The sequence below is a fragment of the Marinobacter lutaoensis genome (assembly GCF_001981305.1).
In the GTDB taxonomy this organism is placed as follows: Bacteria; Pseudomonadota; Gammaproteobacteria; order Pseudomonadales; family Oleiphilaceae; genus Marinobacter; species Marinobacter lutaoensis.
Map to the genome: position 1 here is coordinate 60,398 of NZ_MSCW01000002.1, position 13,225 is coordinate 73,622.

The window sequence follows — 13,225 nt, forward strand, 5'->3', positions numbered from 1 at the left end:
GCAACCTCTGTCGATAACGCGGGATTCAAGGTAACGGGGAAAGGTACAGCGGCTCACTTCCGCAAGCAAGCGGAGCGGTCGCGACTGTTCAGGAATTGCACGAGTTCGTCCCAGGGCATGGGCCGGGCATAGTAGTAACCCTGGACCTCGTCACAGTGCTGCTGGCGCAGGAATTCGAGCTGGGCCTCGGTTTCCACGCCCTCGGCCACCACACTCATCTGCAGGCTGTGGGCCAGGCTGATGATGGCCCGGATGATGTGTTCGGCATCCGGCGAATGTCCCAGGTCCTGGACGAAGGACTTGTCGATCTTGACCAGGGAAATGGGCAGATGCTGCAGGTTGCTCAGGGAGGAGAAGCCGGTACCGAAGTCGTCCAGAGCAAAGCTGATGCCCAACTGGTTCAGTTCCCTCAGGCATCGCTGGGCATATTCGGGATCGTGCATCATCGCACTTTCGGTCAGCTCCAGTTCCAGCAGGCTGGTGTCCACATTGGCGTTGAAGATGATGCGGAAGATGGTCTCCGTCATCTTGCGGTCGTGGAACTGCCGAAACGACAGGTTGACGGCGAACACCAAGCCGGGAAAACCCAGCTCGTGGGCGTCCCGCAGGCGCTTGCAGGCCTGTTCGATCACCCAGTATCCGATCGGCACGATCAGGCCGCTGCGCTCGGCCACCGGGATGAACTCATCCGGCCCCACCAAGCCCCGCTGCGGGTGGTTCCAGCGCAGCAGGCACTCCACCCCTCGCACCGCTTCGGTCGCCAAGTCGATCCTGGGCTGGTAGTAAACTTCCAGCTCGCTGCCACGCAGCGCATTGCGCAGGTCGGCTTCCAGGCGCAGCTGGTAGCCGGCGGAAATGTGCAGCTGCCGGTCATAGAAACGGTAGCTGGTGCCGGGGTCGCGTTTGGCCTCGAACATGGCCCGGTTGGCCCGACGCATGAGGTTGTCGGCGTTGTCGCCCGACTCCGGATAGGTGGCCACGCCCAGGCTGGCGTTCACCACCACATTCTGGCCGTCCACGGTCAGCGGTTCGTCCAGCAGGCTGACCACCTTGCGGATGATCCGGGTGATGTCGAGGGAGTCCTCGACCCGCTCGACGATGATCGCCAGCTCATCGCCGCCGATGCGCATCAGCGAATCCACCCGGCGCAGCGCGTGCCGCAGGCGCTCCGCCAGCTTGACCATCAGCTGGTCGCTTTTCTGGTAGCCGAAGGATTCGTTGATGCTGCGGAAATCGTCGACGTTCAGATCCAGCAGCGCCAGCCGCTGGCCGTTGCGCTCGGCCCGCAGCAGGGCCTGCTGCAGGCGGTCGAAGAACAAGTCCCGGTTGATGATGCCGGAGGCCACGTCGCCGCCAAGCTGGCCCTGGGCCGAGGCAAACAGGCGCTCCCGGTACCACAGGCACTTGACCGCACGGACGAAACCCCAGCGGTCCAGCTGCTGGCGACACAGGTAGTCCGCCGCGCCCGCGGCCAGCAACGACGGTGCCCGAGCATCGGGCAAGTCCGCGCTCAGCGCCAGCACCGGCTTGTCGTCGCTGGCCACGGTCAGGTACTGGAGGAAGGAGGACTCGCTGCCGCTGTGGAAGGCGCAGTCCCAGACAATGACATCGAACCGGGCGTTGCGGATCAGGTCGTCGCAGTCAATCAGATCGGGACACCAGGTGGCGTCCGGGTCCAGCTCCGGAGCCCCACGCAGCAGCGCTTCCAGCCAGAGGAAGTCAACATGGTGAGGTGTCAGCACCAGCACACGTAACTGATCTGGCCTCGACGTCTCCAGGGGCAGTGTCATCAAACAGTGTCCATTCAGGCGTATACGGCGGAGTCCATTCTAGGAATCATAGACGATACATGGCGAAGGTACAGCGTCGCCGGCTGTTGTAGAATGGTTGATCGTGTCATTTCAGCCGCTGATTCCACCCTGGTCCAAAATTTGTGAACAAGCTCAACCCCCGACAACGCGAAGCGGTCCGCTACGCCGACGGCCCCCTGCTGGTGCTGGCCGGGGCCGGCAGCGGGAAAACCAGCGTGATCACCCGCAAGATCGCCTACCTGATCGAGGAAATCGGGATTCCCGGACGGCACATCGCCGCCGTCACCTTCACCAACAAGGCCGCCCGGGAAATGAAGGAACGGGTGGGCCGCATCGTCGAGCGCGACAAGGCCCGCGGCCTGATCGTCTCCACTTTCCATAACCTGGGTCTGAACATCATCCGCGAGGAACACCCGCATCTGGGCTACCATCCCGGCTTTTCCATCTTCGACGCGGAGGACGCCAAGGCCCTGCTGCAGGACCTGATGCTACAGGAAGCCACCGCCGAGGCCGGCGACGAGCTGAACGACGTGCAGATGACCATTTCCGCCTGGAAAAACGCCATGCGCGGCCCGGAACAGGCCTTGAGCCGGGCCGCGGACGAACGGGAGCAGCGCATTGCGCGAGTCTACCAGCGTTACAACGAATACCTGAAGGCCTACAACGCGGTGGACTTCGACGATCTGATTCTGCTGCCGGTCCAGCTGTTCAGGAACTGTCCGGACGTGCTTGCCAAGTGGCGGCGCAAGATCCGCTACATGCTGGTGGACGAATACCAGGACACCAACCTGTGCCAGTACGAACTGGTGAAGCTGATCGTGGCCGAGCGGGCGGCCTTCACCGTGGTCGGCGATGACGACCAATCCATCTATGCCTGGCGGGGGGCCCGGCCGGAAAACCTGGCGCAGCTGAAGGAGGACTTCCCCAGCCTGAAAATCGTCAAGCTGGAACAGAACTACCGTTCCACCGGCCGCATCCTGCGCTGCGCCAACACCGTGATCGCCAACAACCCCCACGTGTTCGAGAAGGCGCTGTGGAGCGATCACACCATCGGTGAGGAAATCCGCATCATCCGCTGCCGCAACGAAGACGCCGAGGCGGAACGGATCGCCACCGAAATCCTCGACCACAAGCTGAAGAACGGGCTGGCGTTCCGGGACTTCGCCGTCCTGTACCGGGGCAACCATCAGTCCCGTCTGCTGGAGATGAAACTGCAGGCGTATCAGATTCCCTACCGGATGTCCGGCGGCCAGTCGTTCTTCGCCAAGAACGAAATCAAGGACGCCATGGCCTACTTGCGACTGCTGATCAACCCGGACGACGACGCCGCCTTCCTGCGGGTGGTGAACGTCCCCCGCCGGGAAATCGGCCCGCGCACCCTGGAGCAGCTGAGCCACTATGCCCGGGCCCGGGAGGTCAGCCTGTTCCGGGCCCTCGGCGATCTGGGAGCCGAAGCCCACGTGACCGAAAAGGGGCTGGACCGCCTGCGGCGATTCGCCCACTGGGTGCAGAAGACCTGCGAGCGCCTGTATCAGGAAGATCCGGTGCCGGTGATCAAGCAGCTGTTCACCGACATCGAGTACGAGGAGTGGCTGCACCAGCATTCCGGCAGTCCCAAGCAGGCGGAGCGGCGCATGGAGAACATCTGGTACCTGGTGGAGTCGATCCGGCGCATGCTCGACGACGGCAAGGGCACCGCCGACGAGATCGGCATCGAGGACGCCATCAGCCGGCTGGTGCTGCGGGACATGATGGAGCAGCGAGAGGAGGAGGACGACAGCGACAAGGTCCAGCTGATGACCCTGCACGCCTCCAAGGGGCTGGAGTTTCCCCACGTGTTCATCATGGGCCTGGAGGAAGAGATCCTGCCGCACCGTACCAGCATCGAGGAAGGCAACATCGAGGAGGAGCGGCGGCTGATGTACGTGGGGATCACCCGAGCCCGGGAAACCCTGACCCTGACCTACGCCGCCACCCGCAAGCAGTACGGTGAAAAAATCGAGACCATCCCCAGCCGTTTTCTGGACGAGCTGCCGGAGGAAGACCTGCGCTGGGAAGGGCTGGGAGAACAGGATCGGGAAGCTAACCAGAAAAAGGGCAAGGCCACCCTCAGTGCCCTGCTCGGGGATCTCGGCGGGCTGTAACGAAAAACCCCCGCCATCCGGCGGGGGTTGTGACGAGGGCTCGGGCGCTTACTTACTCTGGGAGACCATGTGCTCAACGGCGCTCTTGATCTCCTCGTCCGGGCAGCTGGCGCAACCACCCTTGGCGGGCATGGCGTTGAACCCGTGCAAGGCGTGATCGATCAGGGTTTCCATGCCCTTCTCAATGCGCGGAGCCCAGGCGTCGTGGTTACCAACCACCGGAGCACCGGCGGCACCCGTGGCGTGGCAGGCGGAGCACACAGCGTTGAACACTTCGCTGCCGGAACGCGGACCCGCGCTGGCCGCCTGGGCCGGCGCAGCGGCTTCACCACACTCTTCCCCTTGCAGGCACACCTCGCCGACCGGCTGGATGCGCGCACGGATCTCATCTTCTACGCTTGCCACGGCAACGGCGCCGGCGGTCAGGCCGAAGCCAAGCAGAACAGCAGCCAGGACTCTCTTCATCTTCACAATGCACCTCGCATTTGAGCGTTATAATCGTCGGTCGCCGCATTATAGCGACTGCATCCAGGCAAAAAAACCGAACGGCGGGGACAGAAATTGATTTCCGCCACTTTAATTGCCATTTCGTAAGCCAACGGGCATATACAATTCGCTACCCTAGCGCCCAAGGCTCTCTTGCAACGTACCCAGGACATTCCCATGCCCGGTTTTGACAACAAGCCTTCCCACCCCTGGCGCACGCCGCTGCTGATCCTCGAATTTTCCTCCCTGGCCCTGCTGCTGGGCAGTATGGCCTGGCTGTCCGGCCAGGCTCAGACCGGCGAGCCGCTGGCGCCCGGCTGGCTGCTGCTCCCCGCCTTGGCCAGCCTGGGGGTGTTCGCCAGTTTCATCGGATTGATGTACCTGCGCTGGGTGGCGGCCGCCGGAGCCAGGAACCAGGGCCGCCCCAGGGTCGTCTTCGCGTTGCTGGCCGTCACCCTGCTGGGCATCTGGCTGTACGGCGTCACCAACACTTGGCTCAGCCTGAACACACCGTGAGGAGGTTTGCCCAATGCCCGCAATGGATGTGACCCGCAGAACCCGCTGGACCCTGGGCCTGGCCGCCCTCGCCCTGAGTGCCCCGGTGGCGGCCCAGACACCCGACCTGCTGCCGGCGCCGCCGGCCGCACCGGACGACTGCACCCACCTCGAGAACGGCGTCCAGCGACTGGCCTGCTACGACGCCCTGTTCGACGCCGAAGCCTCGATGACCGACGCCGACGATCTGGCCTCCGATGAAACCGCCTCCGATCCGGAACAGCCGGAGGAAGAGGAGAACGTGATGGGGGCACTGGTGAACCGCTACATGGCGGTGGAGAAAGCGCTCTTTTCGTTTTCCGGCAGTTTCGTCGGGCATCGCCCCACCTACATCCTGCCCATCACCTGGGTGGACACGCCCAACCCCAGCCCCACCAGCCCGCGGCTGGGCAGCACCGGCTACGATTACCAGCTGGAACATGAGGAGGCGAAGTATCAGATCAGCTTCAAGGTACCCCTGCTGACCGGCCTGCTGGACGACCGCACCACCCTGTGGTTCGGTTACACCCAGCAGTCCTTCTGGCAGGTCTACAATCGGGAGGACTCGGCCCCGTTCCGGGAAACCAACTACGAGCCGGAGATTTTTGTCCGCTACCACGCCGACTGGAACATCGGCGGGGGCACGGTGAACGGCTTCACCCTCGGCTTCAACCACCAGTCCAACGGTCAGCCCGAACCCCGCTCGCGCAGCTGGAACCGGATCATGGGGACCGCGGCCTACAGCCACGGCCGCTGGCTGTTCCTGGTCCAGCCCTGGTACCGGATTCCCGAGGACAAGAACGACGACAACGCCGACATCGAGGCCTACCTCGGCCACGCCAATTACCAGGTGATCTACAAGCTGACCGAGGATCGCACCTTTTCCCTGCGGCTGATGAACAATCTGCGTTCCACCAACCGGACCTCGGTGGAGTTCGGCTACAGCTTTCCGATGGGCGACACCATCAAGGGTTTTTTCCAGTACTACAACGGCTACGGCGAGAGCCTGATCGACTACAACCACCGGATCGAACGATTCGGCGTCGGCATCATGCTCAACGACTGGTTCTGATCAGCACCCACGCCGTGCCATCCACCCGGCTCAGTCGTCCGCCGGTGACGACTGCAGCTGGATGTAGTTCTGTATACCCATCTGGGAAATCATCTCCAGCTGAGTCTCCAGCCAGTCGATGTGCTCCTCCTCGCTGTCGAGGATGCTGCGGAACAGGGCGCGGGTGGTGTAGTCCTGCACCTGCTCGCAGTAGGCGATGGCTTCCTTCAGGTCAGCGTGGGCAATCTGCTCCAGCTTGAGGTCGCACTCCAGCATTTCCTGGACGTTTTCGCCCACCAGGAGCTTGTTGAGGTCTTGCAGGTTGGGCAGCCCATCCAAAAACAAAATCCGCTCGATCAGCTGATCGGCGTGCTTCATCTCGTCGATGGACTCTTCGTATTCCTTGGCCGCCAGCTTGGTGATGCCCCAGTCTCGGTACATACGGGAATGGAGAAAATACTGGTTGATGGCGGTCAGTTCGTTGGCGAGGACTTTATTGAGGTATTGAATGACTTTTTTGTCGCCTTTCATAGCCGGCTTCCTAATGACGTGATGGATCAGTCATTAGGATAGCGGCTCAGGCGCCAATAATAAAAACGGAGTTTTGCATACTCCGCAGATCAGGCTGGTTGAGCGAGCAGGTTGGCCAGCGTCAGATAGTCCTGGGAACGGCATTCCCGGAGGATTTCACGCGCCATGGACGCGCAACGACCACACTGGGTTCCAACCCCCAGTTCCTTGCCAAGCTGACGTACCGAGTGCACCCCGTTTTCCGCCGCCTCCCGGATATCCCGGTCGGTAATGCCATGGCACAGGCAAACGTACATACAACATCCTCACCCAACCAACAAACTGAGTGATAATTATTGTTATTTAAATCAGGGATTACAACCCCCCTCGTGTCAGATTTTGAGCACCGGACGCCAGAACCGCGACATTGTCCTCGATCCGGATGCCGCCACACCCCATGAGTTCCGCCAGCAAGGTCTGGTCCAGGTGGCGGCCCTGGGGGCCGTCCAGCAGAGGCTGCAACAACGACGGGATGAAATAAAGGCCGGGCTCGATGGTGACCACCATGCCGGGCTCCAGGGTACGGGTCAGACGCAGGAAGGGGGCGTCGGCAGGCGGCGGCACCGGCCGGCCGGCCACGTCGTGCACCTGGATGCCAAGGAAGTGGCCGATGCCGTGGGGGAAGAAGGCCCGGGTCACCCCCGTTGCCACCTGATCCTCCTCCGACAGCCCGCGTACCAGGCCACTGGCGCTCAGAAGCGCGGCGATCCCCAGGTGGGCCTTGCGATGGATCTCGACGTACGACACGCCCGGTGCCACCAAGGCACACAGGCGTTGCTGCAGCTGCTCCAGACCATGGATCAAGGCCGCGAACCGCCCTTCCCCCGGGCCGGCGGTGGTGCGGGTGATGTCCGAGCAGTACCCCCGGTAGCGGACACCGGCGTCGATCAACAGGCTGCGGGACCGGCCCGGCGGCCGGGTGTCGTAGAATTGGTAGTGCAGGGTACCGGCGTGCTCGTTCAGGCCGATGATGCTGTGATAGGGCGCCTCCGCCTCCCGCTGCCGGGTCGCCCGCTGATAGGCCAGGCTGATGCCGAATTCGCTCTCACCTTCGGCGAAGGCATCCCGGGCCGCCCGGTGCCCGGCCAGGGCACGGCGGTTGGCTTCCGCCAGGCAGGCCAGCTCGTAGCCGGTTTTGCGCACCCGGGTTTCATCCAGAGCCGCCAGCAGCGGCCCTGGGTTGTGCTCGCCGGGGACACCGGCCAGCAGCGCCGGGTCGCCGATCACCGCCAGGCGCCCGGGCTGCGTCAGGGCTGGCGCCTCCGGACGCTGGCGGCGGTGCAGTTCAAAATACGCCCGCCAGGGCTCATCGGGCAGTTCCGGCGTGGCATGCCAGAAGTCCACCGGCTGATACAGCCAGAGCACCGGCGCCCGGCCCGGCCGGAACCACAGCCAGCTGTGCTCCTGCCCCGCCAGACCGGTCCAGTGCACGAAGGGACCGTAGCCGTGAAATACCCAGGACTGGTCGTCACCATACCGGTATGGCGCCGCGCCCGAGGCGATCAGCACACTGTCGTAGCCATGCTCGGCCAATACGGTTTCGTAGCGGGACTGGAGTTCGGACAGGTGGTCCCGTTGCAGGGACAGCAGGGTCGGATCAGGCATGTTGGCTTTCCAGTTGTTTCCAGAGCGTCAGCAGGTCGTCGGAACGGGCTTCCCGGAGCCGGATCAGCCGGATTTCCAGGGGCACGTCCCAGCGTTCGTCGCCGGCACGGACCAGGCGACCGAACTGTTCACTGCGTTCGGTCATGCGTTGGGGCAGCCAGCCCATGCCAAAGCCCTGCTTGACCAGGGCTTTGATACTGGCGGACTGGGTGTTTTCGTTCAACGGCAGCAGGTTGACGGCCTGATTCAGGCGCGCCAGGTGCGCCTCGATGGCGGACTGCAGGAAACCACGGCTGTGGTAGGCAATCAGCGGCACCGGTTGTTCAGGGCTACCGGGCAGCGGGAAGCGGGGCGCCCCCTGATCGGTGGCCACGCTGACCGGCACCAGGTTTTCCTGGGCCAGCACCAGCCAGTCGAAGCGCTCCGGCGTCAGCCGTTCGCCCCAGGGCAGGTCCCGATGCCAGTAACACAGCACCAGTTCGCACTCGCCGGCCTCCAGGGCATCCAGGAACTGCTCGCCAATCCAGTTGGTGGCCTTGAGGTTCAGTTGCAGCCGCTCGGCGATGCCGGCGCGCCTGGCCCAGCCCTGGTAGAAGTGAGAGAACAAGCCCTGGGTGGAGCCGACGCTGATGCGGGCGGAGGCTTCCGCTTCCAGCGCCGCGATGCGCTCACGGGTGTCACGGACATCCCGGGTGACGCGCTCGCACAGTTCCAGGAACATCTCCCCGGCCGGGGTCAGTGACAGCGGCAGGGTCTGGCGGTGGATCAGGGTGGCCCCCATCGCCTCTTCCAGAAGCTTGATGCGCCGACTGAACGTCGGTTGACTCACGTGCTGCAACTCGGCCGCACGCGAGAAATGGCGCGTCCGCGCCAACGCCATGAAGTCTTCTAGCCAGCGTATTTCCATGGTGATTCCGGGAGTCGAACCATCGAACGGGTGCTGCAGGCATCATAGCCCACCGCCGCCGCTCCGTTACAACCGTCCTTCCTCCACCGCGTGACAGGCCACCCGGGTTCCGCCGTCGGTGGCGATCAACTTCGGCACCTCGCGCCGGCAGCGCTCGTTGGCGTAGGGACAGCGGCCGTGGAATACACAGCCGGACGGCAGGTTCACCGGCGTCGGTACCTCACCCTGCAGGCGAATGTGGTTGGGCCGATCGTCTTCCAGTTTGGGAATCGCCGACAGCAGCGCCTGGGTGTAGGGATGCCGGGGCGTGGCGAACAGGGTCCGGGTGTCGGCCAGTTCGCACACCCGCCCCAGGTACATCACCGCCACCCGGGTACCGAAATGCTCCACCACCGCCAGGTCATGGGTGATGAACAGGTAGGTCAGGCTCCGGCTTTCCTGGGCATCCATCAGCAGGTTCAGGACCTGGGCCTGGATCGACACGTCCAGGGCCGAGATGGGCTCGTCGGCGACGATGAACTCCGGGTCCACCGCCAGGGCCCGGGCGATGGCGATGCGCTGGCGCTGGCCGCCGGAGAACTCATGGCCGAAGCGGCTGCCCCAGTCCGGATCGATCCCCACCGACTGCATGACCTCGTGTACCTTGTCGCGGACCTCGGCGGCGGACCAGGTGGGGAAGTGAAAACGGATCGGCTCTTCCAGAGTCTGCTGGATGGTCATTCTCGGATTCAGCGAGGCGTAGGGGTTCTGAAAGATCATCTGCATCCGACGCCGGTAGGGCAACGCCGCTTTGCCTTCCAGATTGTCGATGCGCTGGCCGTCGTAGTGGATCTCGCCGGCGCTGGGGGAGATCAGCCCCATCACCGTGCGCGCCACCGTGGACTTGCCACAGCCGGACTCGCCCACCACGCACAGGGCCTCGCCTCGCTGCACGTCCAGGTCGACCCCGTTGATGGCGTGCACCGCTTCCTGCCGGCGCCGGAACCGGCCCTTCTCGAAGGTGATCTGCTCCAGCAGGCCGCCGGAGAGGTCAAAGCGCTTTTCCAGACCACGGATACTGACCAGGGGGGAGGTCATGACTCGGCCTCCTGCATGCGTTTCTCCTGTTCAATCAGGTTGCTCACTTCGTAACAGGCCACGTCCACGTTGCCGGAACGGACATAATCCGGCATCGACCGCCGGCACTGCTCGCTGGCGAAGCGGCAGCGGGGGTGGAAGGGGCACCCCGAGGGCACGTTCTTCAGCGACGGCATGGAGCCGGGGATCTGGTACAATCGCCCCCCCCGGCTCCCCCATCTGCGGCAGCGCGTTGATCAGACCCTGGGTGTAGGGGTGCTGGGCGTCGTTGATGATTTCCCGGGTCGGTCCCTGTTCGATGATTCGGCCGGAATACATCACCAGCATGCGTTGGGTCACCTGGGACACCACGCCAAGATCGTGGGTGATCAGCATCAGCGCCACATTCTCACGCTCGCACAGCTCCAGCAACAGGGCCATGATCTCCGCCTGAATGGTAACGTCCAGGGCGGTGGTGGGTTCGTCGGCGATGATGATATCCGGGTCCAGCAGCAGCGCGATGGCGATGATCACCCGCTGCCGCATCCCCCCGGACAATTCGTGCGGATACTGGTCCAGACGCTTTTCCGGCGACGGAATCTGCACCTTGCGCAGCCGGTCCAGGGCAATCTCCCGGGCCTGCCGGCGGCTGATCTTACGGTGCGCCTGGATCGCCTCGACCATCTGAGTGCCGATGGTCAGCACCGGGTTCAGGGTCATCATCGGGTCCTGGAAGATCATGGCGATGCGGTTGCCACGGATTCGGCGCAGCTCGCGCTCGCTCATGGCGGCCAGGTCCCGGCCTTCAAACAGGATCTGGCCACCGGCGATGTAGCCGGGCTTGGCGATCAGGTTGAGAATGGAGAAGGCGGCCACGGACTTGCCGGCACCGGACTCCCCCACCAGCCCCAGGCGCTCGCCCTTGTCCAGGGAGAAGCTGATACGGCGCAGAGCCTTGAGGTCGCCGCCCCGCACCGCGAAGCGGACATCGAGGTCTTTGACTTCCAACAGTGCCATGGCGTTACCCCTTGTACAGCCGTGGGTTCATGACATCCCGCAGCCAGTCACCCAACAGGTTGATGACCAGCACGAGCACCACCAGCACCAGGCCGGGGATCAGGGTGATCCACCAGGAACCGCTCTGGATGTAGTCAAAGCCGGACTTGATCAGGGAGCCCAGCGACGGCTGGGTTTCCGGCATGCCCAGCCCCAGGAACGACAGCGCCGCCTCGGAGATGATGGCGTTGGCGATCTGCACCGTGGCGATGACGAAGATCGGCGACAGGGTGTTGGGCAGGATGTGACGGAACATGATGCGTCCGGTGCCGAAGCCCATCACCTTGGCCGCGTCCACGTATTCCTTTTTCTTCTCCGCCAGCACCGAGGCGCGCACGGTGCGGGCGATTTGGGGCCATTCCGCCACGCCGATGATGAAGATCAGCATGTAGATGGCGATTTCGCCGAACATCAGGTTGCCGAAACTGGCCTTGAACACCGCCCCGACGATGATCGCCACCATCAGGGTGGAGAAGGACAGCTGGACATCGGCGATGCGCATCAGAATGGCGTCCACTTTGCCACCCAGATAGCCCGCCAGCAGGCCAAACAAGATGCCCAGCGCCGCTTGCAGCAGCACCGCGCCGAAACCGATCACCAGCGATACTCGGGTGCCGTAGAGAATGGTGGAGAGCAGGTCCCGACCCTGGGCATCGGTGCCCAGAGGAAAGGCCGGATCGGCGCCGGCCATGCCCACCGGCGGCAGCTCCGAGTTCATGATGTCGATCTGCGCCAGATCGTAGGGGTTGGTGGGCGCCAGCCAGGGCGCGAACACCGCCGCCAGCACCATGGTCAGCAGCACCAGGAAGCTGAGGATCGCCACCTTGTCGCGCTTGAAGCTGTACCAGAAGAAGGACTCGCGGAAGCGGTCCCAGCGGGAAACCGTTGCCGTTGTCATGCTTTCTTACCTGTCAGTTTGACGGTGGGGTTGACCAGACCGTAGATCAGGTCCACCAGGGTGTTGGTCACCACGAAGATCAGGCCCACCACCATCAGATACGCGACAATCAGGGGAATGTCGCTGCGGGTGATGGCCTCCAGGAACATCAGGCCCACGCCGGGCCACTGGAATACGGTCTCGGTAAGGATGGTGTAGGCCACCATGATACCGATCTGCACGCCGCCCACGGTGATCACCGGCAGCATGGTGTTCTTCAGCGCATGCAGGAAATTGATGCGCCAGGCACTCAGCCCCTTGGCCCGGGCATAACGGATGTAATCGCTCTGCAGCACCTCCATCATCTCGGCCCGGATCAGCCGGATGAACAGCGGCAGCATGATCGAAGCCAGCGACACCGACGGCAGGAGCAGGTGCATCAGCCCTTCGGACGTAAAGAAGCCGGACTCCCAGGTGCCAAACAACGGCGTCAGGTGCTCGCCCCGGCCGTAGGACGGCAGCCCACCCTCGGTGGACAGCGCCTCGTTCAGCCACTGCCCCCAGGCGGTATCGGATGGGAACCAGTTCACCGTCACGCCAATGGAAAACAGCTGAATCAGGACAATCGCAGTCAGAAACACGGGAATGGAAATGCCCACGGTACTCACGCCCATGAAGAATTTCGACAGCCACGCCTGTGGCCGGATCGCCGAATACACGCCAATGGGCACCGACAACAGGATGATGATCAGGCTGGCACCGATCACCAGCTCCAGCGTGGCCGGCAGGTGCTCGGCGATCACCGCCAGGGTCGGCTTGCTGTAAAAGTAGGAGTTCCCCAAGTCGCCCTGCAGGGCGTTGCCGGCGAAACGCAGGTACTGGATCACCATGGGGTCGTTCAACCCCAGTTCCTCGCGGATAGCCTCGCGTTCCTCCTGGGAAACGGACATGCCCACCATTTCCTGAAGCGGGTCGCCCAGACCGTCCTGGATGGCGAAGGCCACCACGCTGATCACGAACATGACCAGCAGGGCCTGGGAAATTCGCTGAACCAAAAACGCTAACATGGATTGAGTCCGATCGTGCTTGCAAACAAAAAGCCGGCTCCGGATCGCTCCAGAACCGGCT

At 63.4% G+C, this 13,225-nt stretch carries 12 protein-coding genes and 1 pseudogene; 3 read left to right on the forward strand and 10 right to left on the reverse strand.

Annotated features, from left to right (window positions below):
- Positions 1-53 precede the first annotated feature (53 nt).
- Entirely contained in the window at positions 54-1,790 is a 1,737-nt protein-coding gene (locus BTO32_RS03430) for a putative bifunctional diguanylate cyclase/phosphodiesterase (RefSeq protein WP_076723052.1), read from the reverse strand.
- Positions 1,791-1,933: 143 nt separating this feature from the next.
- Between BTO32_RS03430 and rep the strand changes: the two genes are divergently transcribed.
- Positions 1,934-3,955: a DNA helicase Rep gene (gene rep, locus BTO32_RS03435; RefSeq protein WP_076723053.1), complete on the forward strand. Its 2,022-nt coding sequence runs from the start codon at positions 1,934-1,936 to the stop codon at positions 3,953-3,955.
- A gap of 48 nt (positions 3,956-4,003) precedes the next feature.
- Here rep and BTO32_RS03440 read toward each other — a convergent pair whose 3' ends face one another.
- On the reverse strand, positions 4,004-4,420 hold the full coding sequence (locus tag BTO32_RS03440; RefSeq protein ID WP_076723054.1) for a c-type cytochrome: 417 nt from the start codon (positions 4,418-4,420) through the stop codon (positions 4,004-4,006).
- Between the two features lie 198 nt (positions 4,421-4,618).
- Between BTO32_RS03440 and BTO32_RS03445 the strand changes: the two genes are divergently transcribed.
- Both BTO32_RS03445 and BTO32_RS03450 read left to right on the forward strand, forming a co-directional pair.
- A complete protein-coding gene (locus BTO32_RS03445) occupies positions 4,619-4,957 on the forward strand; it encodes a hypothetical protein (RefSeq protein WP_076723055.1) in 339 nt (112 codons plus the stop codon).
- Positions 4,958-4,979: 22 nt separating this feature from the next.
- Entirely contained in the window at positions 4,980-6,047 is a 1,068-nt protein-coding gene (locus tag BTO32_RS03450) for a phospholipase A (RefSeq protein ID WP_084206773.1), read from the forward strand.
- A 30-nt stretch (positions 6,048-6,077) separates the two neighbouring features.
- Here the strand turns inward: BTO32_RS03450 and bfr are convergent, their stop codons facing one another.
- The 8 genes and pseudogenes from bfr to BTO32_RS03490 form a co-directional block, all read right to left on the reverse strand.
- A complete protein-coding gene (bfr, locus tag BTO32_RS03455) occupies positions 6,078-6,557 on the reverse strand; it encodes a bacterioferritin (protein WP_076723056.1) in 480 nt (159 codons plus the stop codon).
- 89 nt (positions 6,558-6,646) lie between these two features.
- Positions 6,647-6,853, reverse strand: coding sequence for a bacterioferritin-associated ferredoxin (locus tag BTO32_RS03460; RefSeq protein ID WP_076723057.1), 207 nt, complete (start codon positions 6,851-6,853; stop codon positions 6,647-6,649).
- Between the two features lie 58 nt (positions 6,854-6,911).
- Entirely contained in the window at positions 6,912-8,201 is a 1,290-nt protein-coding gene (pepQ, locus tag BTO32_RS03465) for a Xaa-Pro dipeptidase (protein ID WP_076723058.1), read from the reverse strand.
- Positions 8,194-9,108, reverse strand: a complete 915-nt coding sequence (locus BTO32_RS03470) for a LysR family transcriptional regulator (RefSeq protein WP_076723059.1) — start codon at positions 9,106-9,108, stop codon at positions 8,194-8,196. Before BTO32_RS03470 ends, pepQ begins: the two co-directional genes overlap by 8 nt.
- Before the next feature lie 66 nt (positions 9,109-9,174).
- A complete protein-coding gene (locus BTO32_RS03475) occupies positions 9,175-10,185 on the reverse strand; it encodes an ABC transporter ATP-binding protein (protein ID WP_076723060.1) in 1,011 nt (336 codons plus the stop codon).
- A pseudogene (locus BTO32_RS03480) lies at positions 10,182-11,181 on the reverse strand (ABC transporter ATP-binding protein). The gene BTO32_RS03475 and the pseudogene BTO32_RS03480 overlap by 4 nt, the downstream one beginning before the upstream one ends.
- Positions 11,182-11,185: 4 nt before the next feature.
- A complete protein-coding gene (locus tag BTO32_RS03485; RefSeq protein ID WP_076723061.1) occupies positions 11,186-12,118 on the reverse strand; it encodes an ABC transporter permease in 933 nt (310 codons plus the stop codon).
- Positions 12,115-13,164 (reverse strand): ABC transporter permease, encoded by a 1,050-nt coding sequence (locus tag BTO32_RS03490; RefSeq protein ID WP_076723062.1) that lies wholly within the window; start codon positions 13,162-13,164, stop codon positions 12,115-12,117. Before BTO32_RS03490 ends, BTO32_RS03485 begins: the two co-directional genes overlap by 4 nt.
- Between the last annotated feature and the right edge of the window lie 61 nt (positions 13,165-13,225).